Source organism: Microbacterium binotii (assembly GCF_021398715.1).
GTDB classification, from domain to species: Bacteria; Actinomycetota; Actinomycetes; order Actinomycetales; family Microbacteriaceae; genus Microbacterium; species Microbacterium binotii_A.
In genome coordinates this window covers 731,977-755,439 of sequence record NZ_CP090347.1, presented here as the reverse complement: position 1 = coordinate 755,439, position 23,463 = coordinate 731,977, and the positions used below count along the sequence as shown (strand labels likewise).

Below are 23,463 nucleotides of genomic sequence, written 5' to 3'. Positions count from 1 at the left end.
GACGCGTCGATGGGGGCCTCAGAGCGGACGGAGATAGCCGCGCACGAACTCGTCGAAGAGAGCGATCATGTCGACCTCATCGTCGAGGAGGAACTGCTGCTGAAGACCATCCATCACGGCGCTGATCAGCCGGCCGGCGCGCGCGGGGTCGACGTCGGCGCGAATCTCCCCTGCGGCTTGCCCCGCTGCGATGATGCGCTCGGCGGATGCGGCGGAGGCGCGGTAGCGGTCGACGAACTCCTCGTGCGCGGGATGGGCGCGATCGATCGCATCCGCGGCCACCGTCGTGTACAGCGCGGAGAGGCCGCGCGGAGCGCTCTGGTTGTAGGCGACCACATCCGCGCTCTGTTCGATGAGTCTGTGCTCCGCGGGGTCGCCGACCGCCGCTCGGATGCGCTCGTCGCGCTGGCGGAGAACCTCGACGAAGAGCTCCTCCTTGCTCGAGAAGTGATGCAGCAGACCCGCCGGGGTCATCCCCACGCCCCGGGCGATCGCCCGCAGGGACCCCGCGTCGAACCCACTGCGGGCGAACACGACGAGGGCCTCCTCGACGATCTGCTGGCGACGCGCGAGCCCCTTCGCGTAGCTGCCGCGCCTGCCGCGGGGGCGGGAGGAGGCAGCATCCTGCGCCGCCTCCTCCCCCCCGTTCGGCTCATCGGGTGTGCTCACCGCATCCCTCTCGTCATCGACCGTCCGAATCGCCCCAGCTCGAGCTGAACACCTGCGCCTGCATCGCGGGGCGGAGCCTGTTCTCCATGCCGCGGTCCACGACGTAGTCCTTGAGGCTGTCGCCGGTCAGCTCGTTGCCGATGGCGGCCATGATCATCGACTGGTCCAGCGAGAGATAGCGCTCGGCGATCGTGCCGCTGTGCACCGCGACCGCGTCGTAGAAGCCGCCGGGACCGTACGCGCCGAGGTCGTCCTCGATGCGCGAGAGGTTCTCGAGGGCGCCCTCGCGATCGTAGGGCAGCGCGAGGAAGCTCGCGTGCGGGGTCACCACGCCGTCACCGAACTGCGGGTCGGGGTTGGTGCCCACCGAGCAGCCTGGTCGGTCGACGTCGACGTCGGTCTTCTCGCGATCGGAGGTGTAGCCGTCCGAGCGCATCCCCGCGAGCTCGACGCCGTACTCGGCGTAGCCGCCGAACGGATCACTGGCGGGCGAGAAGCCCCAGTAGCCGTAGCCGGCGTCGTCCCCGTGCCGCTCCTGCACCGCGACCGTGATCGGATGGTTCAGCGCCCACGAGTTCTGCCCCCACTCGGTCTCGGGGATCAGCAGATCCGGCATGAGCGCCTCGAACATGCTGCCGCCCCAGCTGGGCACGAAGCTCATGCCGTCGTAGGAATAGACGCCTTCCCAGACGTCGAAACCCGAGTAGGTGCGCGTGGTGCCGGTGGGCAGCTGCTCCTGCCAGGCCCAGTCGCAACCCGGCGGCATCGTGCGATGCGTGCCGTACAGCGCCGTCGGCGGGATCTGCCCGTTCGCGATGCCCAGATAGGTCGCGATGCGGCTCTCGCTCACCGTCGTGTCGTAGTGATGACACGTGTAGTACGCGGTCTCACCCGAGCCGTTGTACATGGGCGCTTCGACGCTGCAGCCCGTGGGCGGGGAGTCCCAGAACCCGCCGCGGTTCGTGCCGGCCGGCAGCCCTGCCGCGCCCGCCGGGTCGAAGAAGGCGCCGAAGTCCATCGACCGGTACAGGGCATCCGCCTGGCGGGCCAGACTCGGATCCGCCTCGCGCACGATGCGCAGGGATGCGGCGAGCCAGCCGTTGTCGACCGTGGACAGGAACGGCTCGACCGGGTCGCCGGAGTCGGGCCAGGTCGTCAGTTTGGCGCCGGTCGCCGGGTCGTACCAGTTGTAGAACATGCCGCTGCCGACGTTGCGCTCCAGCCGATCGAGCGTGTCGAGGGTCGCCCGCATCCGCTCGCGGGCCTCCCGCCGATCGATCAGCCCGATGTCGCGGGCGGTCACCGTCGACCACAGGTAGCCGCCGATGTTCGTCGGCGAGGTGTAGGCGCCCGCCGCCTGCAGCGCGCCGTCGATGTTGTCCGACGGCAAGCCGGTGCCCGGATCGGTCATCGCGACCAGCGATGCCCAGGTGTCGGCCGCGTAGCGCTCCAACGTGCGGGTCTCGCTGTGGTCGTGGCCGTGCCCGTGACCGTGGCCTGCGGGCACCGCATCCGCTATCGCGGGCGCCGCGGTCGTCATCGCCAGCACCGCAGCGGATGCGGTGGCCAGCACGAAGCGGGTCGTCTTTCTCATCGTCGCTCTCCTCATCGAAAGCGGCTCCGGGGGGGGAACCGTGTGTCCCCAAACCCTTACACGTGATCGGTTTTCATTCAAGGTCCGCCGTCCGGCACAGGGCGCAGCATCCGCCGAACGAGCATCCGTTCGCCGAGAGAGCACCCCATTGCATGCTCACTCGGCGAACGGATGCTCACTCGACGGAAGGGATCCACGCACTCAGCCCGGCGAGTGCGCCTCGAGGAACTCGTAGACCTCGGTGGTGTCGACGCCGGGGAAGGCTCCGGTGGGCAGGGTCGCGAGCAGAGTGCGGGGCGTGCGGACGTTCGGCCAGGAGTTCTCCCGCCAGGCGCTCTCCAGCTCGGCCGGTGCGCGGCGGCAGCACACCTCGACCGAGTGTCGTGAGACTCCGCGGTTGGCGGTGTCACGCCCCAGGAACCACTTCGTGTCCTCGAAGCGCACGCCGACGCTGACCGAGTGCGCCCCCTCGCTCGAATACTCGACGCGGGCGGTGCACCAGTACGTTCCGTTGCCCGTGTCGGTGTACTGGTAGTAGGGGTTGAAGCGGTCGTCGACGTCGAAGACCACGCGGCTCGTCCACCGCCGGCAGCACATCTGCCCCTCGATCGCGCCCAGCCGATCGGCCGGGAAGTTCACCTCGTCGTTCTCGTACGCCTTCGTGATGGTGCCCGACTCGTGCACCTTGAGGAAATGCACCGGGATGCCGAGGTGCACCGTGGCGAGGTTCGTGAAGCGGTGGGCGGCGGTCTCATAGGAGACCGAGTAGAGGTCGCGCAGGTCCTCGATCGAGATCGCCCTGTCGGCCTTGGCGTCGGTGAGCACGGGGACGACATGGGATTCGGGCACGAGCAGGGCGCCCGTGAGGTAGTTGGTCTCGACCCGCTGACGCAGGAACTCGGCGTAGCTCGTGGGCTCCCGGTGCCCGAGGATGCGGCTGGACAGCGCCTGCAGCACCGCCGTGCGCGCATCGCCCTTCGCGGCGACCCGGCTCGAAAGGTAGAGACGCCCGTGTTTGAGGTCGGCGACGCTGCGGGTAGTCTGCGGCAGATCGGGCACGTAGTGCAGCGTGAATCCCAGGTGCGCGGCGATGTCGCTGGCGGATCGCTGCGTGAGCGGGCCGCCGGGGTGCGCCACCGCATCCAGGATCGCCCGCGCTTCGGTCTCGAGGTCGGCGAAGTAGTTGTTCTGCTCGCGCATGAGATCACGCAGCTCGACGTTCGCACGCCGCGCCTCCTCGGGCGTCGCGGAGCGTTCGTCGCGCAGTCGATCGATCTCGCCGTGCAGAGCCAGCATCGCCCGCAGCGCCTCATCGGGCACTGCCTTGCCGATGCGGAATGCGTCGATGCCGAGTGCCTGGAACGTCTGGCCCTTCATCGCCCGCTGCAGCGCGATCTCCATGGCGGCGCGCTCGTCGAGCGGCTCCGCCTCCAGCAGCGCGTCGACCGTCGTCCCGAGCGCTTTCGCGATGGCTCGCAGCAGTGTGAGACGCGGCTCGCGCTTGCCGTTCTCGATCATGGACAGCTGGCTGGGTGCACGATCCACCGCGGCGGCGAGCGCGTCGAGCGTCATGCCCTGCGCCGTGCGCAGTTGGCGGATGCGGCGCCCGATCGTCAGGGCGTCGGCGTCGTCGGTCATCGGATCTTCTTCGATCGTCATGGATCGGGATTGTGTCACAAGAACAGAAGAACGAGCAATCTTCTCCCCGAGAACCTCGGTTTCGGATCGAGATCTTCACCCAAAGTGGTCACACGCCTCGGGACGACGACTGTCCCTCAGATCACAGGAGACCGACATGACCAGCACCGCCCCCTTCGCCCAGGGCCCGCTGCGCGCGGGTGACATGACGCAGACCGCCACCGAGCTGCAGGAGATCTGGAACACGGATCCCCGCTGGGACGGCGTCGAGCGCACCTACTCGGCCGAGGACGTCATTCGCCTGCGCGGCTCGGTGCGCGAGGAGAACACGCTCGCCCGCCGCGGTGCGGAGAACCTCTGGAACCTGCTGCACACGGAGGACTACATCCGCGCGCTCGGCGCCTACACCGGCGGACAGGCCGTGCAGCAGGTGCGCGCGGGCCTGAAGGCGATCTATCTGTCGGGCTGGCAGGTCGCCGCCGACGGCAACCTCGCCGGTCAGACCTACCCCGATCAGAGCCTCTACCCCGCCAACTCGGTGCCCGCTGTCGTGCGCCGCATCAACAACGCCCTCATCCGCCAGGATCAGATCGAGCACGCCGAGGGCGAGATCACGCAGGACTGGCTCGCCCCCATCGTCGCCGACGCCGAGGCCGGCTTCGGCGGCCCGCTGAACGCCTACGAGCTCGCGCAGTCGCTCATCTCCGCCGGCGCCGCCGGCATCCACTGGGAGGATCAGCTCGCGAGCGAGAAGAAGTGCGGTCACCTCGGCGGCAAGGTGCTCGTGCCCACGCAGCAGCACATCCGCACCCTCAACGCCGCGCGTCTGGCGGCGGATGTGGCGGGCGTGCCGACGGTCATCATCGCCCGCACCGATGCCCTCGCCGCAGACCTCCTCACGAGCGACGTCGATCCGCGCGACCAGGAGTTCACCACCGGCGAGCGCACCTCCGAAGGCTTCTACCGGGTGCGTCCCGGCATCGACGCGGTCATCAGCCGCGGCCTCGCCTTCGCGCCGTACGCCGACCTCATCTGGGTCGAGACCGGTGAGCCCGACATCGAGCTCGCCCGCGCGTTCGCCGCGGCCATCCACGAGCGCTACCCCGGCAAGCTCCTCGCCTACAACTGCTCGCCCAGCTTCAACTGGAAGCGGCACCTGAGCGACGAGCAGATCGCGACGTTCCAGCAGGACCTCGCGGACCTCGGCTACAAGTTCCAGTTCATCACCCTGGCCGGATTCCACGCCGTCAACTACGCCATGTTCGACCTCGCCGCAGGCTATGCGGAGCGCGCCATGAGCGCCTACGTCGAGCTGCAGGAGGCCGAGTTCGCCGCAGAGGCGCGCGGTTACACCGCCACCCGCCACCAGCGCGAGGCGGGCACGGGCTACTTCGACCACGTCTCGACCGCGCTCAACCCCGACAGCGCGACCCTGGCACTGGCCGGCTCCACCGAGACCGCCCAGTTCCACTGACCCTTCTTCCGTTTCCTCCCGCCTTCGAAAGGCAGTGCAATGACCCCCACCGCCACGGGCCTCGCGCCCGAGAGCACCCGCATCCGCGGCGACGAACGCCACCCCGGCACCGGCCCGATCGCCACCGGACCGCACGCCCCCGCCATCGAGGTCCGCGGCCCGCTCCGCGAACGGTACGACGAGATCCTCACCTCCGAAGCCCTCGACTTCCTGGCCGAACTGCACGACCGCTTCGCCGGGCGCCGGCACGACCGGCTCGCGGACCGGATGCGGCGCCGCTACGAGATCGGGAACGGGCACGACCCCCGTTTCCGCGATGACACCGCCCGCATCCGCGACGACGCCTCGTGGCGCGTCGCCGGCGCCGGCCCCGGACTCGAGGACCGCCGGGTGGAGATCACCGGACCGACCGATCCGAAGATGACGATCAACGCCCTCAACTCCGGCGCGAAGGTGTGGCTGGCCGACCAGGAGGATGCCACGAGCCCGACCTGGCGCAACGTGATCGAGGGGCAGCTGTCGCTGTTCGACGCCATCCGCGGACAGCTGTCGTTCACGAGCGTCGAGGGCAAGCGCTACGAGGTCACGGCCACCGAGACGCCCACGATCGTGATGCGCCCGCGCGGCTGGCACCTCGTCGAGGAGCACCTCGGGTTCACCGACCGCTCTGGCCGCACGCTCGCCGCATCCGGTTCGCTCGTGGACTTCGGCCTCTACGCGTTCCACAACGCGCACCGGCTGATCGAGAACGGCGCAGGCCCCTACTTCTACATCGCGAAGCTCGAGTCGAGCGAAGAGGCGAAGCTGTGGGACGACGTCTTCAGCTTCACCGAGCGACGGCTGGGTCTCGCACACGGCACGATCCGGGCGACGGTGCTGATCGAGACGCTGCCCGCCGCGTTCGAGATGGAGGAGATCCTGTACGAGCTGCGCGACCACTGCGCGGGGCTCAACGCCGGACGCTGGGACTACATCTTCTCGATCATCAAGAACTACCGCGGCCGCGGGGCGCGTTTCGTGCTCCCCGACCGCAGCGAGGTCACGATGACGGTGCCGTTCATGCGGGCGTACACCGAGCTGCTCGTGAAGACGTGCCACAAGCGCGGAGCCTTCGCCATCGGCGGCATGAGCGCCTTCATCCCGAATCGCCGTGACCCCGAGGTCACCGAGCGGGCGTTCGAGAAGGTCGCGGCCGACAAGAAGCGCGAGGCCGGCGACGGCTTCGACGGCACGTGGGTCGCGCATCCGGACCTGATCCCCGTGGCGCGCGCGGAGTTCGACGCCGTGCTCGGCGACCGGCCGAACCAGCTGGACCGACAGCGCGACGACGTCGAGGTGACCGCAGCCCAGCTCATCGACGTGCACATCGGCCGCCCCATCACGGCGGCGGGGGTGCACGGCAACGTCTCGGTCGCCATCCGCTACATGGAGGCGTGGCTGCGCGGACTCGGTGCCGTCGCGATCGACAACCTGATGGAGGATGCGGCCACCGCCGAGATCAGCCGCTCGCAGGTGTGGCAGTGGATCCACCAGGACCGCTCGACCGAGGACGGCACCCGCATCACCCGCGAGTACGTCGAGGAGCTGATCGCGCAGGTGCTCGGCGAGGTGGAGCGGCGTGACGGCGACCGGTTCGACGACGCGGCCGACGTGTTCCGCGACGTCGCCCTGGGTGCCGAGTTCCCGTCGTTCCTGACGCTCGGCGCGTACTCGCGGTTCCTCGTCGAACGCTGATCACTCCGGGATCCCCGGTCGGTCCGCTCTTCGCGGGACGGCCGGGGATGCCCTGTGCTGGCGCCCGAACTCCTGCAAAAGACGACCGAACCACCGCTTGGTGCCGAGGAGCCGGGAAATCTGCCGGAGTTCGGGCGTCGACGGCACCCGCACCGCTCGCGGGGCGCCAGGGACGTCAGGGGGCGAGGAGGGCGAGCAGCTCGTCCGGAGCGGCAGTGGCCCGCAGATCCGGACCCACGAGACGCCCGCACCCGTCGAGTTCCACGGTCGCTGTCGGGCCTCCCGGTGTCATCGGCAGCGGATGCAGGACCACCGTGGATGTGGCCTCCGCTTCGCACGCGCCCGCGGGACTCGCCTCGCCGATGAGGGCGAGCGCTCGCGTGGCCCGCTCCCGATCGAGGTCGTCGACACCCGCGTACGGGAGCACTCCCTGAATGCTCACCACGGCCCCGTCGGCGGGGAGCGGCGCCGGGGCGTATCGACAGACCCGCATCCCCGTCACCTCGTCGGCGGAAGGTAGCGGGGGCAGCGGCACGGGGACGGCCGTCACGCCGCCCTCCGGAAGGACCCGATCGTGGTCGATGTCCACGCCGGGCAGCGTCTCCGCGAGTACCAGCATGCCCGCGCTCGATGCGCAGCCCGCGGCCGTCGCCTCGGCGGACTCGATGAGGCTGCCGCGCTCGAACCGCTCATCGACGAGGCTGAGCCGTGACACGGCGGCCTCGATGCGCTCCAGGACGTCGAGTCGCGGCTGCGCGCAGCCGTCCGACGGATACGGCACCCGGATGAATCGGCCGTCGGCGCCCTCCAGCCACAGCTCCGGACCGATCCACATCGATGCCGGGCAGGCGAAAGCCGCAGCCGCATTCGGCTCGGCGAGGGCCGCGAGCAGCTCGCTCAGATCGCCCTCGAACCGTTCGACGCGGGAGCCGGCCCAGACGCCCTCGGCGTCGGTCTGGGTCGTGAACCCGTCGCAGCGGTGGAGCGCCACGGGCTCGAAGCCGTCGGGTACGGCGCCTGCGACCACATCCGGATCCACTCCGCCGAACCCGTCGCCGCAGCGCAGCTCGTCGATCGGCACCGCGTCGCCGCGCGGCTCGCCCGACACGAACGGCAGCGCACCCGCGCACCCCGTGAGCACCGCCGCCAGCAGCACCGCGATGAAGGCCCCCGTCTTCCGCATCCCTCCACGCTACGGATGCGGCACGAGGCCCCGCACAACGAAGCGCTAACGATCCGCGCACCGGACTCCTGCAGGATCGCCCCGAGCAGCCGACCACCCGGCGTCGACCGCCCGTTCTGCAGGAGTTCGGGCTCAGTCGCGCGACGCGCGCCCGGCCTCGAACCCGTCGGCGTATCCGACCTGGCGCCCCATCGCGATCGCCTCGTCGGTGCCGAGGCGGAACATGTCGTGCTCGCCGGTGCGGGGCAGGGTGCGTGCGCCGGGGGTGTCGACCTCGTCGGTGACGTAACGCGACAACCCGCGCACCACCGCCACGGGACGCCCGGTCGCCTTGCCCTTGACGAGGTCGCCCGCCGAGGCGATCTCGTCGGCGACGACGGGCACCGTCACCACGAGGGGCCTCCCCTGCGCGTCGGTCCCGCCGCGCAAGTCGTCGACGACCCGCATCCCCGCCGCTCCGATCGCGATGTCGGTCTGTCCGATGCGCCATGCGCGCCCCAGGGTGTCGCTGACGACGATGCCCAGTCGCACCCCGAAGCGCTCCCGCAGCACAGCACACAGCGCGCGAGCCGACGCATCCGGATCGACCGGCAGCAGCAGGATCGTCCCCTCGGGAGTGTTGGAGGCGTCGACGCCTGCTGCGGCTCCCACGACGCCGAGCCGGTTCTCCACGATCCGGGTGGTGCCGCGAACCGCGACGACCCGCGCGGTCTCCGCCGTGATCGCGTCCTCGCGATCGGATGCGGCCAGCTGCCGCCCCTCCGCCTTCGACACGATCTTGGAGGTCACGACGAGGATGTCGCCGTCGAGGACACCCTCCCCATCCGCTGCCAGGGCGTCGCCGATGATGGCGGCGAGATCGTCGCCTGCGGCCACCTCGGCGATGCCGTCGAGGGCCCAGACCTGCATGCGGGGTGCGCTCACCCGATCATGTTTCCACACCCGACGGGGGCCTTCGGCCCTGCTGCGGCGGGCGCTCCCCCGCTAGGCTCGGAGGGTGACCGAACGCGCTCCCGTCTCCCGCAAACTCTCCGCCATCGCCGAATCCGCGACCCTCAAGGTCGATGCGAAGGCGAAGGCGCTGCAGGCAGCAGGGCGCCCCGTCATCTCCTATGCCGCCGGCGAGCCCGACTTCCCGACGCCGCAGTTCATCGTGGATGCGGCCGCAGAGGCGCTGAAGGACCCGGCGAACTTCCGTTACACGCCCGCCGTGGGTCTTCCCGCGCTGCGCGAGGCGATCGCCGCCAAGACGCTCCGCGACTCCGGCCTCGAGGTCTCGCCCTCGCAGATCATCGTGACCAACGGCGGCAAGCAGTCGGTCTACCAGGCGTTCCAGGCCGTCGTGAACCCGGGCGACGAGGTTCTGCTGCCGGCGCCGTACTGGACGACGTACCCCGAGACCATCCGCCTCGCCGACGGCGTGCCCGTCGAGGTGTTCGCCGGCGCCGACCAGGACTACAAGGTCACCGTCGACCAGCTCGAGGCCGCGCGCACCGAACGCACGACCGTCCTGGTGTTCGTCTCCCCCTCCAACCCCACCGGCAGCGTCTACACCCCCGAGGAGACGCGCGCGATCGGCGAGTGGGCCCTCGCGCACGGCATCTGGGTGGTCACCGACGAGATCTATCAGAACCTCGTCTACGAGGGCGCCCGCGCCGTGTCGATCGTCGAGGCGGTTCCGGAGCTCGCCGGCCAGACCATTCTCGTCAACGGCGTCGCGAAGACGTACGCGATGACCGGCTGGCGCGTGGGCTGGATGGTGGGCCCCGCCGACGCGATCAAGGTCGCCGGAAACCTGCAGTCGCACCTGACGAGCAACGTGAACAACATCGCGCAGCGCGCCGCCCTCGCGGCCCTCACGGGCCCGCAGGACGAAGCCGAGACGATGCGGGTCGCGTTCGACCGCCGCCGCCGCCTCATCGTCGACGAACTGTCGAAGATCGACGGTGTCACGGTCCCGAACCCGCTCGGCGCGTTCTACGTCTACCCCGATGTCCGAGGACTGCTCGGCCGCGAATGGGAGGGCGTCACCCCGACGACGACGCTGGAGCTCGCCGACCTCATCCTCGAGAAGGCAGAGGTCGCCGTCGTTCCCGGCGAGGCGTTCGGACCGTCCGGCTACCTGCGCCTCTCATATGCGCTGGGTGACGAGGCCCTGCTCGAGGGCGTTCAGCGCCTGCAGCGTCTGTTCGCCTGACGCGGAGCCCGCGGCAGAGCGTCCTCAGCTTCACCCGAGGGCATCCGTGAGCTCGGCGATCAGACCACGAGCGGTCTCTCGGCTGGATGCGGTCGTCTCAGCCTCGGCGGAGATCAGTCGCGTGAGCACCCACCGGGCACCCATGAGCGCCTCCGAGCCCGTGCTCGCGTGCCGCGTGATGTCGTTGAGCTCATCGGCCCAGCCGAGCAGCCCCTCGCCCCGCAGCCGTTCGGCGAGGGCGCTCAGCTGCCTCCAGAGATCGTCAGCCATGCGTCGTTTCCGCCGGGCGCGATGCTCCGGAGGAGACTCCCGGCACCTCGATCGTGATCCGGGAGCCGCCCTCGATCACACCGTGACCCTTGTCGGGCGTGGGAGCGGGGATCGGGATCTCCTGCTCCGCCTCCCACACGAGCCGCGCCTCGTGCGCGGACGGGTGGAAGAGCTCGTCGAATCCGAGCAGTCCGCCCGACGAGCCCGCCTCCGCGCCGTCCGATCGCTGGCGGCGGTGGGTGGAGATGCTCACGAGCACGAAGACCAGCGGGATGCTCAGCACGAGGACGACGGTCCCCCACCCCAGCACGTCGCTCATCTCCATGCGTCAGTGCTGGTACGTGCCGTGGATGATCGCGCGGCCGAGGGTCTTGAACGCGAGGTTGAACGAGACCACGGCGGGTGAGGCGTCCGCATCCACTCCGAGCGTCGGCTCGGATACGGCGTGCACGACGAAGAAGTACCGGTGCACCTGGTCGCCCTCGGGCGGCGCGGCGCCCATGAAGCCGGCCTGTCCGCCGTCGTTGCGCACGTGGAAGGCTCCTGCGGGAAGCTCGGCCGCGGCGGCTGCGGTGTCGAGCGACGTGACGGATGCGGGCACGTCGACGAGCACCCAGTGCCAGAAGCCGCTGGGAGTCGGGGCGTCGGGGTCGAAGCAGGTGACGACGTAGGACTGCGTCCCCTCGGGAGCGCCTGACCACGAAAGCTGCGGCGAGGTGTTGCCGAGGGCGGCGACCTGGTCGTCCTTCAGCGGTGCGCCGTCGGTGACATCGTCGCTGGTGACGGTGAACGCGGCCACCGCGGGAAGCAGCGGATACGGGTCCGGCGTCTGGGGACGGGTGAGATCGGTCATGGCACCGAGCCTACGCACGGGGCGTGTGAGCGGACAGGGAGTTGCGGACTCCCGTATCCCGGCGACCAGACCCGCCGCGGACTACGCGTGGGAGGGCTCGGCGCAGAGGGCGTCGCCGGCGGCGCTGCGGTAGTACAGCACGGCGCGGCCGTAGCGGGCGCGGTTGAGCAGACCCGCGCGCGCCATCACCCGCAGGTGCTGGTTGACCGCGGAGGTCGACACCCCGAGTCGCAGTGCCAGGTCGGTCGAGGATGCGGGCTCGCCGAGCTCGGTCAGCAGCACCGCGCGCGTGCGGCCGAGCAGGTCGGTGACGGCCGCGGCGTCCGGGCCGACCGCGGTGGACCACATCGCGCCCTGACCGCGGGCGGGGTACATCACGGTCGGCGGCAGATCGTCGTCGATCGGGGTCGACACGCGCGCCGTGAAGATCGACGGCACGAGCGTCAGGCCATCGCCGAGAACGGGACGATGACGCACAGCCGGGTTCCACAGCCTGACGTCCAGGTGCCGGCCGTCGTAGCGCACCGCATCCGAGAGCCCGTTCAGCACGGCTCCGATGCCCGCCTGGGCGGCGATGCGTCCGCGATAGGCGATGTCGGCCTGCATGACGGCGTGCATGCGCGCCCAGTGCGGTGCGAAGCAGAGATCCCACGCCGTCGCGAGCGCGCGCTGCAGGCGTGCGACGACGACGTCGTGACGTCCGCGGAAGACACGGGGCACGCTCCCGTGCACCTTCTCGAGGTCCGCGTGCAGATGCGACCGGCTGATCCGGCCGAGGTCGGCGAGTTCGTCCTCCAGCGACGTCAGCGGCGAGGACGGACGCGGGTTCACGAAGTCCGCGACCCACCGCCTGTCGTTGACGAGCGCGAGCAGCATCTCCTCGTCGAGCAGTGACCGCACCCCGGCGATCCGCTGCACCCACGGGCGCTGGAGCGGGAACCATTCCGGCTCGTACAGGGCGCGCAGCGCCAGGCCGAGCTCGGACAGCGGCGAGACGCCGAAGCGGATGGCGGACACATCCGCGGCCTCCATCTCGTACCGAATCATGAAGCCATAATCTACATCGATTGCATCCGAACGAACCCGCTGCGGGAATGGGACGGTGACGAGCACCACCCCCACCGTTCCCCTGCGCACCCTCATCTCCGACGACCAGACCCTGCGTCGCCTGCTGACGATCACACTCGTCGACACCCTCGGCCGCGGCGCCTTCTTCACGCTCACGACGCTCTATCTGACCCTCATCGTCGGCGTCCCCGTCCTGTCCGTGGGCATCGGCCTGACGATCGCCGGAGCCGTCGGCGTCGCGAGCTCACTCACCTTCGGGCACTTGGCCGACCGCTTCAGCGCCCGTCGGATGCTTCTCTGGCTGCACCTGTTGCAGGGGGCGGCTCTCATCGGATACGTCTTCGTGCACGACCTGCTGACCCTCGTGATCGCCGCATCGCTGGTGGCCCTCGCACAGCAGGGCAACGCCAGCGTCCGCTCGGCCGTCGTCGGGCGTGCGTTCCTCGGCGAGGACCGCGTCCGCATTCGGGCCGCGATGCGCACCGTCACCAACGTCGGCATCGGCGTCGGGACAGCGGTCGCCGCGATCCCCCTCGCGCTCGGCACGGCCTTCGCGTTCCAGATCACGATGGGCCTCTCGGGCGCCCTGTTCCTCGTGTCCGCGCTGCTGGTCACGGGCCTGTCCGCCGAGCGCGTCGACCTGCGGCGCACGTCGCCGGGCGAGACGGATGCGGACGCCGCACCGCAGAAGGGTCCGAGCCCCTACCGCGACGCGCGCTTCCTGTCGCTCACCGCGTTCATGGGCGTCTTCGGCATCCAGTTCGGGCTCTTCGAGGTCGGCGTGCCGCTCTGGGTGGTCGCGCACACCGCCGCCCCCGACGTGCTCGTGAGCCCGCTGCTGCTCGTGAACACGGTCGTCGTGGTGCTGCTGCAGGTGCGCATGAGCCGCGGCACCGGCACCTTTGCGGGGGCCGGGCGCGCCATGCGCAACGCGGGCGTGCTGATGGTACTCGCCTGCGCGCTGTGGGCGGGGGCCGGGTGGATCGGCGGCGACGGGTGGGGGCCGATCGCGCTGGCCGCCGTCATCCTCCTCGCGGCGGCTCTCGTGCACTCGCTCGCCGAGATCACCTCGAGCGCCGCCGGCTGGAGCCTGAGCTTCGACCTGGCGTCGCAGGAGCGGATGGGCAGCTACCAGGGCGTCTACGGCACCGGCTACGCCCTCGGGGCGATGATCGCGCCCGCCGTCGTGACGATGACGGCCATCAATCTCGGCACGGCCGGATGGGCGATTCTCGCCGTGATGTTCGGCGCGGCGGCCGCGGGCGTGGTGCTCATCGCGCGCCGCGCCGCGCGGGATGCGGTGACGATCGGCTAGAGCTCGACGCCGACGAGCACGGGTTCGGGCTGGAGGATCAGACCGAACTCCTGCTGCACCCGCTGCTGGATGAAGCGGGCGAGCTCGGCGATCTCGCCCGCCGTCGCCCCGCCGCGGTTCGTCAGCGCGAGGGCGTGCTTGCTCGACACCGCGGCGCGCGAGCGGCCGATGCGGAAGCCCTTTCCGATCCCCGCGTGCTCGATGAGCCACGCGGCGCTGACCTTCACGTCGATCGATCGCACCGGGGCCGGAGGGACGTACCCGTCGAACTGGTCGAGCGGAATGACGCGCACGGGCTCGATCTCGGGCTCGAGCGGCCACCTCGGGCACTCCGCCGGGAGGGTGCGCGCGAACTCCTGCGACACCACGGCGTTCTGGAAGAAGGAGCCGGCGGAGCGCGTGTCGGCGTCATCCGGATCCAGCACCATGCCCTTGCTGCGGCGGGTGGCGAGCACGGTGTCGCGCACTTCGGCGAGCGAGACGACCGCATCCGCTCCGAGGCCCAGCGCCCGTCGCAGCTGTTCGCCGCGCACGGGCGCCGCTCCGTGGCCCACCTGCTGCAGTTCGAGGGTGACCGAGAGGATCACGGCCCGACGGGCGGCGACGGATCCGTAGTGGTGCTTGAGCACCGAGGTGCGAAAGCCGAGGTTCAGCTCGGTGGCGGGGACCGTCGACACCTCGCCGGTGGACTCGTCGATGAGTTCGACCTCGACCAGCGTCTGCGAGATGTCCTGCCCGTACGCCCCGACGTTCTGTACGGGAGCCGCACCCACGGTGCCCGGGATGCCGCTCATCGCCTCGATGCCGGCGAGCCCCGCCGTCACGGTGTCGGCGACCAGGGCGTCCCAGTCGTGCCCGGCCTGCACGCGTAGACGCGCGAAGCCCTCGCGGGTCGAGGGCAGCCGCTCGATTCCTCGGGTCAGCACCCGCACCACGGTGCCGTCGAAGGGCTCGTCTCCCACCAGCAGGTTCGACCCGCCGCCGAGCACGAACCAGTCGTCGCCGTCGGCCCAGACCTCGCGCAGCGCGGCGATCAGCTCGTCGCGGGACCGCGCCTCATGCATCCGTGCGGGGGCGGCACCCGTGGCCAGCGTCGTCAGCTGCGCGAGCGGCAGCGGCTCTACGACGGTCATGCCTCGCGGGTCACCCGCACCTGCGCCTTGCCCAGCACGGTCGTGTCGGCGTGGGTCACCGTCAGGTCGATGCGCAGCGTCTCGTCGTCGATCTGGCCCACGGTGGCGACGACGCGCACGTCTGCTCCGGTCTCGGCATCGACGACGACGGGCCGCGTGAAGCGCACGCCGTACTCGCGGATGCGGCCCGCATCCCCGAGCCAGGGCACGATCGTCTCGACCGACAGGCCCATGGTGAGCATGCCATGGGCGAGGACGCCGGGCAGGCCGACGCGGGCGGCGACGTCATCCCGGAAGTGGATGGGGTTGAAGTCGCCCGACGCGCCCGCGTACCGCACGAGCGACTCGCGGGTCAGGTGCACGTCGCGCTCGGCGACGACCTGGCCGATCTCGTACGCGGTCATTCCTCGCCTCCGATCAGCAGGATGGATGTGGCGGTCACGACGTGCGCGCCGGCCGCATCCGTCACCTCGGCCTCGCTCGTGACCATGGCGCCCTTGCCCACGGCGCGCACGCCCGTCACGCGCAGCTGCGCGGTGAGCTCGTCGCCGGCGACGATCGGCCGCGAGTAGCGGAAGCGCTGCTCGGCGTGGATCGTGCGCTCGAGGGCGATTCCCGAGTCGGGCTCTGCCAGCAGCTGCTGCAGTGTGAGGTCCTGGATCACCATCGCGAACGTCGGCGGCGCGACGACGTCGGCATAGCCGAGCGCCCGGGCCGCAGCCGGATCGGTGTGCTGCGGGTCGGTGGCGAAGACGGCGCGGGCGAACTCGCGCACCTTCTCACGACCGACGAGATACGGCGGTGTCGGCTCGAAGGCGCGCTCGACGAGGGTGGGATTCACGGGCACGGCCCCATCCTACCGAGGGGCCTGGGTCGGGCCGGGCGGAGCAGCCGTTGTTAACACCACCCGATCAGTCCAGCTGTGCGGAGATCGCGTCGGCCTCGCTCTGGATCGTCGCGGCGGAGACGAGGTCGGAGGCCTGCGTCTTCAGCAGTTCGACGAGAGTGTTCAGCCGCGTCTGCGCGACGCCGCTGTCGTAGACGTCCGATCTCAGCTGTTGCAGCGCCTCGGCGTACAGAGCCGAGAATCCCTCGTCGGCGAGGAAGCGCTCGACGAGCACGTTGGATCGGGAGCCACCGCCACCGCCCCCACCGGCACCACCACCGCGTGCACCACCGCCGCCCTGCGCCGTGCGGCCTCCGGCCCCGGCGCCGCCCCCGCCGGGGCTGACACCGTAGGAGAGGTTCTGGTCCCAGGCGATGACCGTGAACGTGCCGGTCGTCTCATCCCAGCGCAGGTAGGAGTTGTTCCCGGGGCCGTCGATATCGTCCGTGTTGGCCACGAGCTCCTGTACCGCCAGGTACCGGGCGAACTCGTCGACGTCGAGGTAGCTCGACAACCGGTTCGCGAACTCGTCGTCGGACGCCGTGGCGAGGAACTCGAGGAAGTCCGCGAGGGGTGTGAACGCATCGTCGCCGGAGAGCGAACTGTTGTTGCTCTTGAGGTCGAAGACGTCTGCATAGTCGTCCGCGCCGTCGCCCCGGTAGGAGTAGTCTCCGCCGCTGTCGGCCTTGTAGGTGATGCCGGGGTTCTGGAACGTGTCCGAGTTCCAACCGGAGTCGTCGGGAAGATCGAGCACGAGCCTCAGTTGCTCGGCCCCGCCGTTGACGCTGAAGCGTACGTACGCGTACTGTTCGGTCGCGACGTCGGATGCGGCAAGCACGCTCAGCGCGACGGCTTCGTTGAGCGAGGTCTGGGTCGACGAGCCACGCACGACGAAGTCGCTGCGGCCGTCGTAGACCTGCCCGTCCACGTACTTGTCGAGCCGGATCAGCCACGGCAGACTCTCGGGCTCGGTCTCGCCGGCGGTGCCGTCTCCCGAATCCGTCTCGACGACGCCGCGCAAGGAGGAGTTGCCCTTCAACCGCAGCCCCACATTCTCGAAGACCGTGCCGTCGATCGTGACGGTCGCCGAGATCCACTCCTTCTCGCCGGAGCTCGCGTACGCGTCGAGCATGGCCTGGTAGTCGCCCTCGTCGTACGAGACGGAGATCGAGTGGACCTCGTCGGTGTCGAAGAACTCGCCCGATGCGCTCTGCTGGGCCGTTGACGTTGACGTTGACGTCGAGGTCGAGGACGCCGTTGTCTCCGAGGCTGCGCCGACGGCGCATCCCGTCAACACGACAGCCGCGACGGTCAGACCGGCGAGCGCGTGCGCGAGGCGTTGTGCGGGCTTCGATCCCTTGTCGTGGCGGTGGGACATGAACCCACAGAAGCGAGCTCGGCTATCAGCGACCCAGCAGCCGTCTCGGTTCGGGCTTTCCCTCTGCCCTGTCGTTGCTCAGCGCTTGCGCCCGCGGACGGCCTTCATCGCCATCTGGGTGCCGATGAAGACGAGGAAGGCGGCGAACAGGATGTTGGCGACGAAAGGATCGAGCAGTGTCGCGATCCACGCTCCCAACGCCGTGGTCGTGCAGGCGGCCACACCGACGAGAGCCGCGGCGACCAGGTCGACGTTCTTACGACGCAGGTTGCCGATGGTTCCCGACAGGGCGGTCGGGATCATGAACAGCAGTGAGGTCCCCTTCGCCTCCAGGTCGCTCGCGCCGAACAGAAGCACGAGCACGGGAACCACGATCACTCCTCCGCCGACACCGATGAGACCGGCCATGATCCCCGTGAAGACACCGACGACGACCAGAGCGATGCTGGAGAAGACGGTCACCTCGATCTCCGCGTCGCGGGAGGGGATGACGAAGAAGAGGCTCGCGATCACGACGACGATGAAGGCGACGAAGCCCCACCGCAGCGCCGTCTGCGAGATCTTCGGCAGCAGCCAGGTGCCGATCTGCGCGCCGATGACCGCTCCGACGGCGAGGAGGATGGCCGGCACGAGCGCGACCGAGCCGTGCACCGCGTAGGAGATGACGCCCACGGCGGCGGTCGGGACGATCGCGGCGAGCGAGGTCCCTGCGGCCAGTCGCTGGTCGAACTTCAGCAGCATGACCAGCAGCGGAACGATCACGGTGCCGCCGCCCACACCGAACAGTCCCGACAGCAGTCCGGCCAGCAGCCCGGTCGCGATGCAGGTGAGGATGAAGGCCGGGGTGCGCGGGCGGAGCACGCGTGCGGGGGCGTCGGTCACCGGGAGAGCCTACCGTCGCCCCCGTCGTGTCACTGCACGGACCAGCCTCCGTCGGAGGCGAGGATCACGCCGTTGATGTTGGCGGCGTCGTCCGAGAGCAGGAAGGTGATGGATGCGGCGAGCTGCTCCGCGGTGGCCACGGTCGGGATCAGCTGCTCGAAGGGAGACACCCGGGCGCGGCCGCTCTCGGAGAGGTGCGGCGGCAGAGCGATACCGGTGGCGACGGCGCCCGGCGCCACGGCGTTGACGCGGATCCCGGCCGGGCCGTACATGAAGGCGGCCGACTTCGTGAGCCCGATCACGGCGTGCTTCGAGACGGTGTACGCGTTGCCCGCGGCGTTGCCGCGCAACCCCGCTTCCGACGAGACGTTGACGATCGCCCCGGCTCCGGCGGCGGTCATCGCGGGGATCACCGCGCGCGACAGCTTGAAGGTGCCGGTGACGTTGACCGACATGACGCGATCCCACACCGCATCCGTCGTCTCCCCCAGCGGCGAGAAGTCGTCCATGATCCCGGCGACGTTCGCGAGCGCATCGATCCGTTCTCCGGCGGCCGCGACGATCCGGTCGACGGCCTCCTGGTCGGTGATGTCGCCGGCGACGGCCACGAGCTTCTCCCCGCCGTGCGCCGCCACCAGCTCGTCCAAGCGATCGGCGGAGATGTCGACGGCGACGACCCGGCCGTCCTCCCGGAGCACACGCGACGCCACGGCGCGCCCGATCCCGGATGCGGCGCCCGTGACGATCACGGTGCGACCGGCGAAGCGGCCCGCGACCACCCGCTCTACCCACGGCGCGGGGCCCGTCTGCTCGGGCATCGTGCCTCCGTTCGCCTGACGGACGAGATCGTCGACGACCGACTGCGGCAGCTGCCCCTGACTCAGCGCGACGAGCTGTTGGAGCGGCTGCGATCGAACCGGACCCAGCGCGTCCTCTGTCGTGCCCGATGCGGCGAGCAGCCCGCGGATGAGGTCGCCCCCGACGGGGTGATCCAGCCATTGCGCGATCGTGCTGTTCGCGGTCAACACCACACTCTCCGACATCGCAGAGCCCTTCTCTCGAGCGGACCGTCGCCGTTCGACGGATAATCCCGCACGGGAAATACTACGCTCGTCAGGACCGGTGCGCCCAGGAAGATCGAGGAGACGGAGCCGACGTGACGCCAGGATCGGCCTCCCGCCGAGGACGCGGTGAACGCGCGGGGCTGGACCGCGCCGCGATCCTCGACGCGGCGCGGACGCTGCCCTCGGAGCAGCTCACGATGCAGGGCGTCGCCGACGCGCTCGGGGTCGACCGGAAGGCCCTCCATCACTACGTCCACGGGCGCGAGGGCCTGCTGGAGCTGCTGGCCGAGGACGTGTTCCTGACCCGCATCGCGGCGCTCGAGATCCCATCGGATGCTCCGTGGCCACAGGCCTGTCGCACCTTCGCCGAGGGGATACGTCAATCGCTGGTGGCCTCGGGCGCCCTCGTCGAGCACTTCCGCACCCTCTCGCGGGCGACGCTCGCCGCGGTCCGGCCCGCCGAGGTCGTGCTGGAACGGCTGCTCGACGGCGGGCTCGACGAGGTCGCCGCCGGACGCACCCTGCTGCTGTTGACGACCGTCGCCACGGGCTTCGCCCGGGAGGAGGTCGCCGCCGCGGGAGCGGGCGGGCACCCGCAGGTCGCGCAGTTCCGCGGAATGCTCCGCGAGACGGGCGCCACGGATCTCAGCGTGCTGCGCCGGCTCGACGAGAGCGGCTTCGACGCCTACGGCGATGCGCAGTTCGCCTTCGACGTCGATGCCGTCATCGCCGCCGTCGAGGTCCGCCTCGCCGAATGAGGCCCGCCTCGGCGACCTGAGCATGCGGATCCCGCCCCGCCGGCTGAGCACCCGTTCGTCGAGCGAGCACCCGATCGGATGCGCGCTCGGCAATCGGATACGCGCTCGCGCGCCGTGCAACGCGCGGCTACTCGCGACCGGGGTCGAGGGGCGCGAAGCCGGCGAGACCGCCGCGCTTGAGCAGCCCCGCGACCGCGAGCGAACCGGCGACGGCGAGGAAGATCGGCAGGAGCAGAGAGAAACCCGTGTTGGTGAACTCGATGATCAGGGCGATCGCGGTGAACGGCGCGCGCATGTTCGCGGCGAGGAAGGCGGCCGCGGCGACCACGGCGAGTCCCGTGCCGCTCGCCCCGGGCCAGAGCAGGGCCCATCCCGCCGCCGCTGCCGCTCCCAGTGCGGCACCGATCGCGACGGAGGGCTGAAGTGTTCCGCCGATGGCACCCGCTCCGAGGGAGAGCGTCGTCGCGACGTACTTCAGCACGGCGAGGATGAGCAGGAACACGACCGGCTCGCTCAGCTCGAAGCCAGCGGTGGCCAGCGCGCGCCCGTTGCCGAGGATGAGCGGGAAGAACATCCCGACGGCGCCCACGGCGGCGAACACGAGCGGGAGCACGACGAGCAGCTTCCAGCCGGTGGGCCGGAAGGCGCTCAGTCGTTTGGTCGCCGCCACGAAACTGGTGGCGACGGCGCCCATCAGCGGTCCGATGACCAGGGCGGCGACGAGCAGCGACGCGTTGACCTCGATCGATCCGAGGTCGTAGAGCGACTGGTCGCCCACGAGCGGCCGCGCGACCAGGGTCGCGATCGCGCTGACCGCGAGCGCGGTCACGGCGGCGGCGATCGAGAACTCGCCGAGGAGGATCTCCACCGCGAACACCGCGCCGCCCAACGGGACGTTGTAGACGGCCGCAAGACCCGCTCCCGCCGCCGAGGCGATCAGGATCCGGCGCCAGCGCGGCGTCAGGCGGAACCAGCGGACGACCTTCGACGACGCCATCGCGGCGAGCTCGCGCGGGGCGACCTCCTTGCCGATCGAAGCGCCCAGCGCGACGGAGACCACCTGCAGCACGGTGTCGACGAGGGTCTCCAGCGCCGGCATCCGTCGCCCGTCGACACCCTGCTCGACGCTCGCGACGGGACGCCCGAAGCGGCGGATGAGGTACCAGCCGACGGCCGCGATGACGCCGGCCGCGCTGACCGTGACCAGGGGCAGCCAGAACTCGGATGGCGCGGCCAGACCGTCGAGGAAGGGGCCTCGGCCCTCACCCCAGACGAGGTGCTCGACCGAGTGGACGATCCAGACCAGCAGCAGGACCGCGAGCCCCGTACCGACGCCCGCGAGGACGGTCGCCGCGCCGATCCGCGTGAGGTGACCGACGGCAGGGCGCAGCCGCGTCGCGCTCACCGCAGCGTACGCCGGGAACTGATCTGGCCCGTGTCGAACCCCATGAGGTGCAGGCCGCCGTGGAAACGCGCGTGCTCGATTTTGATGCAGCGGTCCATGACGACGGTCAGGCCCTTGCTCTCGCCGTAGCGGGCCGCATCCTCGTTCCAGATCCCGAGCTGCACCCAGACGGCGGGCGCACCGACCGCGAGGGCGTCGTCGATGACCGAGGGGATGTCGTCGGCGCGGCGGAAGACGTCGACGATGTCGGGCACCTCCGGCAGCGAGGCGAGATCGGGGTAGGCGGGCTGACCGAGGATCTCGGTGGCGTTCGGGTTGACGAAGTACACCCGGTAGTCGCCGGACTGCAGGAGGTACGTGCCGACGAAGTAGCTCGAGCGCGCCGGGTTCGCGGAGGCGCCGACGATCGCGATGCTCTTCGCGGCGCGGAGGATCGCGAGGCGTTCCTTCGCACCCGGCCCCTCCCACGTGCGCTGCGAGCGCAGCAGCTTGGCGAGGGGCGAGCTGGCGGGCAGGGCGCACGTGAGCCCGTTCGGAAGGCGGGTCTCGACGGTCTCCTCGAGGGCGGTCACGTCGTTCATCATGCCTCCTGTGCGGCGGCGAGGGCCTGGTCGAGGTCGTAGATGATGTCGTCGACGTCCTCGATGCCGACGCTGATGCGCACGAGCCCCGGCAGCACTCCGCCGTCGATGAGCTGCTGCTCGGTCAGCTGCGCGTGGGTCGTGGACGCGGGGTGTATGACGAGCGTCTTCGCGTCGCCGATGTTGGCGAGGTGGCTGGCGAGATCGACCGACTCGATGAAGGTGCGACCGGCCGCGCGGCCACCCTTGACCCCGAAGCTGAAGACGGCGCCGGGGCCCTCCGGCAGGTACTTCTTGGCGCGATCGTGGTGGATGTGGCCGGGAAGTCCCGCCCAGGTGACGTACTCGACGCGCGGGTCGGCGTCGAGCCACTCGGCCACGGCACGCGCGTTCTCGACGTGCGCCTTCATGCGGTACGGCAGCGTCTCGACGCCCTGGGCGAGCAGGAAGGCCGAGTGCGGCGCGAGCGCCGGGCCGATGTCGCGCAGCTGCTCGGCACGGAGGCGGGTGAGGAAGGCGTACTCGCCGAAGTTGCCCGACCACTCGAGCCCGCCGTAGCTCGGCACCGGCTCGGTGAACAGAGGGAAGCGCTCGCCCGACCAATCGAAGCGGCCCGACTCGACGACCACGCCGCCGAGGGAGGTGCCGTGCCCTCCGAGGAACTTTGTGGCGGAGTGCACGACGATGTCGGCGCCCCACTCGATCGGACGGCACAGGTAGGGCGTGGCGACCGTCGAGTCGATGACGAGCGGAACACCGGCGGCGTGCGCGACCGCCGCGAGCCCCTCGATGTCGGCGACCTCGCCCGAGGGGTTGGCCACGGTCTCCGCGAACACCGCCTTGGTGCGGTCGGTGATGGCGGCCGCGTAGTCGGCGGGATCCGCCGAGGCCACGAACGTCGTCTCCACGCCGAAGCGGCGCAGCGTCACGTCGAGCTGGGTGATGGAGCCGCCGTAGAGGTTGGCGCTGGCCACAATGTGATCGCCCGCCCCCGCGAGCGAGGCGAACGTGATGAACTGCGCCGAGAGCCCGCTGGAGGTGGCGACGGCGCCGAGGCCCTGCTCGAGCGACGCGATGCGCTCCTCGAACGACGCCGTCGTCGGGTTCGCCAGGCGGCTGTAGATGTTGCCGTACTTCTGCAGCGCGAAGCGGGCGGCCGCATCCTCCGTGTCGTCGAAGACGAACGCCGAGGACTGGTAGATCGGCAGCGCCCGAGCGCCGGTGACGGCGTCGGGGATGTTGCCGGCGTGGATGGCACGCGTGCGGAAGCCGTATTCGCGGTCGGCCATGAGGGCCCTTTCGAAGGGGGATGCGGGTTTCCCGCAGCCTACCGGCCGCTCGGCGCCGCCCCGATTCGTGTGTCGGCGTGCGTCGGCGCACC

The 23,463-nt window shown here is 70.4% G+C and carries 23 protein-coding genes; 5 read left to right on the top strand and 18 right to left on the bottom strand.

Going from position 1 to position 23,463, the window contains the following annotated elements; all coding sequences use genetic code 11:
- Window positions 1-18: 18 nt before the first annotated feature.
- The 3 genes from LXM64_RS03920 to LXM64_RS03910 form a co-directional block, all read right to left on the bottom strand.
- Window positions 19-669 (bottom strand): TetR/AcrR family transcriptional regulator, encoded by a 651-nt coding sequence (locus LXM64_RS03920; protein WP_234074713.1) that lies wholly within the window; start codon window positions 667-669, stop codon window positions 19-21.
- A gap of 13 nt (window positions 670-682) precedes the next feature.
- Complete coding sequence (locus LXM64_RS03915) at window positions 683-2,263, bottom strand: glucoamylase family protein (protein WP_234074712.1); 1,581 nt, start codon at window positions 2,261-2,263, stop codon at window positions 683-685.
- A gap of 201 nt (window positions 2,264-2,464) precedes the next feature.
- Window positions 2,465-3,922 carry a helix-turn-helix transcriptional regulator gene (locus tag LXM64_RS03910; protein WP_234074711.1) on the bottom strand — a complete coding sequence of 486 codons (1,458 nt, stop codon included), beginning with the start codon at window positions 3,920-3,922 and terminating at the stop codon, window positions 2,465-2,467.
- Window positions 3,923-4,058: 136 nt separating this feature from the next.
- Between LXM64_RS03910 and aceA the strand changes: the two genes are divergently transcribed.
- Window positions 4,059-5,375 (top strand): isocitrate lyase, encoded by a 1,317-nt coding sequence (aceA, locus tag LXM64_RS03905; protein WP_234074710.1) that lies wholly within the window; start codon window positions 4,059-4,061, stop codon window positions 5,373-5,375.
- A gap of 39 nt (window positions 5,376-5,414) precedes the next feature.
- Window positions 5,415-7,109 carry a malate synthase A gene (gene aceB / locus LXM64_RS03900; protein WP_234074709.1) on the top strand — a complete coding sequence of 565 codons (1,695 nt, stop codon included), beginning with the start codon at window positions 5,415-5,417 and terminating at the stop codon, window positions 7,107-7,109.
- A 175-nt stretch (window positions 7,110-7,284) separates the two neighbouring features.
- On the opposite strand, the gene LXM64_RS03895 is transcribed toward aceB, so the two are convergent.
- Both LXM64_RS03895 and LXM64_RS03890 read right to left on the bottom strand, forming a co-directional pair.
- Window positions 7,285-8,292 (bottom strand): hypothetical protein, encoded by a 1,008-nt coding sequence (locus LXM64_RS03895; protein WP_234074708.1) that lies wholly within the window; start codon window positions 8,290-8,292, stop codon window positions 7,285-7,287.
- Between the two features lie 132 nt (window positions 8,293-8,424).
- Complete coding sequence (locus LXM64_RS03890) at window positions 8,425-9,216, bottom strand: coenzyme F420-0:L-glutamate ligase (protein WP_267955123.1); 792 nt, start codon at window positions 9,214-9,216, stop codon at window positions 8,425-8,427.
- 73 nt (window positions 9,217-9,289) lie between these two features.
- On the opposite strand from LXM64_RS03890, the gene LXM64_RS03885 reads away from it, so the two are divergent.
- Window positions 9,290-10,489, top strand: a complete 1,200-nt coding sequence (locus LXM64_RS03885; RefSeq protein WP_234074707.1) for a pyridoxal phosphate-dependent aminotransferase — start codon at window positions 9,290-9,292, stop codon at window positions 10,487-10,489.
- Between the two features lie 30 nt (window positions 10,490-10,519).
- On the opposite strand, the gene LXM64_RS03880 is transcribed toward LXM64_RS03885, so the two are convergent.
- From LXM64_RS03880 to LXM64_RS03865, 4 genes are all read right to left on the bottom strand, one after another.
- The gene (locus LXM64_RS03880) at window positions 10,520-10,759 is read right to left on the bottom strand and encodes a hypothetical protein (RefSeq protein ID WP_234074706.1); all 240 of its coding nucleotides are present in this window, start codon (window positions 10,757-10,759) and stop codon (window positions 10,520-10,522) included.
- Window positions 10,752-11,084: a hypothetical protein gene (locus LXM64_RS03875; RefSeq protein ID WP_234074705.1), complete on the bottom strand. Its 333-nt coding sequence runs from the start codon at window positions 11,082-11,084 to the stop codon at window positions 10,752-10,754. Before LXM64_RS03875 ends, LXM64_RS03880 begins: the two co-directional genes overlap by 8 nt.
- A 3-nt stretch (window positions 11,085-11,087) precedes the next feature.
- Window positions 11,088-11,612 (bottom strand): YbhB/YbcL family Raf kinase inhibitor-like protein, encoded by a 525-nt coding sequence (locus tag LXM64_RS03870; protein ID WP_234074704.1) that lies wholly within the window; start codon window positions 11,610-11,612, stop codon window positions 11,088-11,090.
- 81 nt (window positions 11,613-11,693) lie between these two features.
- Complete coding sequence (locus LXM64_RS03865; RefSeq protein WP_234074703.1) at window positions 11,694-12,659, bottom strand: ArsR/SmtB family transcription factor; 966 nt, start codon at window positions 12,657-12,659, stop codon at window positions 11,694-11,696.
- A gap of 55 nt (window positions 12,660-12,714) precedes the next feature.
- Here LXM64_RS03865 and LXM64_RS03860 point away from each other — a divergent pair, with 55 nt between their 5' ends.
- Window positions 12,715-13,995: an MFS transporter gene (locus LXM64_RS03860; protein WP_234074702.1), complete on the top strand. Its 1,281-nt coding sequence runs from the start codon at window positions 12,715-12,717 to the stop codon at window positions 13,993-13,995.
- Here the strand turns inward: LXM64_RS03860 and LXM64_RS03855 are convergent.
- The 6 genes from LXM64_RS03855 to LXM64_RS03830 form a co-directional block, all read right to left on the bottom strand.
- The gene (locus tag LXM64_RS03855; protein WP_234074701.1) at window positions 13,992-15,128 is read right to left on the bottom strand and encodes a UDP-N-acetylmuramate dehydrogenase; all 1,137 of its coding nucleotides are present in this window, start codon (window positions 15,126-15,128) and stop codon (window positions 13,992-13,994) included. The two genes, LXM64_RS03860 and LXM64_RS03855, sit on opposite strands and share 4 nt — an antisense overlap.
- Entirely contained in the window at window positions 15,125-15,532 is a 408-nt protein-coding gene (locus tag LXM64_RS03850) for a MaoC/PaaZ C-terminal domain-containing protein (protein ID WP_234074700.1), read from the bottom strand. Before LXM64_RS03850 ends, LXM64_RS03855 begins: the two co-directional genes overlap by 4 nt.
- Window positions 15,529-15,975, bottom strand: a complete 447-nt coding sequence (locus tag LXM64_RS03845) for an FAS1-like dehydratase domain-containing protein (RefSeq protein WP_137417870.1) — start codon at window positions 15,973-15,975, stop codon at window positions 15,529-15,531. The genes LXM64_RS03850 and LXM64_RS03845 overlap by 4 nt, the downstream gene beginning before the upstream one ends.
- 64 nt (window positions 15,976-16,039) lie before the next feature.
- Window positions 16,040-17,392 (bottom strand): CotH kinase family protein, encoded by a 1,353-nt coding sequence (locus LXM64_RS03840; protein WP_234074699.1) that lies wholly within the window; start codon window positions 17,390-17,392, stop codon window positions 16,040-16,042.
- Window positions 17,393-17,470: 78 nt separating this feature from the next.
- Complete coding sequence (locus LXM64_RS03835; RefSeq protein ID WP_419144852.1) at window positions 17,471-18,274, bottom strand: sulfite exporter TauE/SafE family protein; 804 nt, start codon at window positions 18,272-18,274, stop codon at window positions 17,471-17,473.
- Window positions 18,275-18,303: 29 nt separating this feature from the next.
- Window positions 18,304-19,317: an SDR family NAD(P)-dependent oxidoreductase gene (locus LXM64_RS03830; protein ID WP_137417872.1), complete on the bottom strand. Its 1,014-nt coding sequence runs from the start codon at window positions 19,315-19,317 to the stop codon at window positions 18,304-18,306.
- Between the two features lie 113 nt (window positions 19,318-19,430).
- Between LXM64_RS03830 and LXM64_RS03825 the strand changes: the two genes are divergently transcribed.
- Entirely contained in the window at window positions 19,431-20,096 is a 666-nt protein-coding gene (locus LXM64_RS03825; protein ID WP_234074698.1) for a TetR/AcrR family transcriptional regulator, read from the top strand.
- A 127-nt stretch (window positions 20,097-20,223) separates the two neighbouring features.
- Here LXM64_RS03825 and LXM64_RS03820 read toward each other — a convergent pair whose 3' ends face one another.
- Genes LXM64_RS03820 through LXM64_RS03810 form a run of 3 tightly spaced genes read right to left on the bottom strand, consistent with a single transcriptional unit; the run spans window position 20,224 to window position 23,371 of the window.
- Window positions 20,224-21,501 (bottom strand): chloride channel protein, encoded by a 1,278-nt coding sequence (locus LXM64_RS03820; RefSeq protein ID WP_234074697.1) that lies wholly within the window; start codon window positions 21,499-21,501, stop codon window positions 20,224-20,226.
- A complete protein-coding gene (locus LXM64_RS03815) occupies window positions 21,498-22,082 on the bottom strand; it encodes a CoA-binding protein (RefSeq protein WP_234074696.1) in 585 nt (194 codons plus the stop codon). The genes LXM64_RS03820 and LXM64_RS03815 overlap by 4 nt, the downstream gene beginning before the upstream one ends.
- Window positions 22,082-23,371 (bottom strand): O-acetylhomoserine aminocarboxypropyltransferase/cysteine synthase family protein, encoded by a 1,290-nt coding sequence (locus LXM64_RS03810; protein WP_234074695.1) that lies wholly within the window; start codon window positions 23,369-23,371, stop codon window positions 22,082-22,084. The genes LXM64_RS03815 and LXM64_RS03810 overlap by 1 nt, the downstream gene beginning before the upstream one ends.
- Window positions 23,372-23,463: the final 92 nt, after the last annotated feature.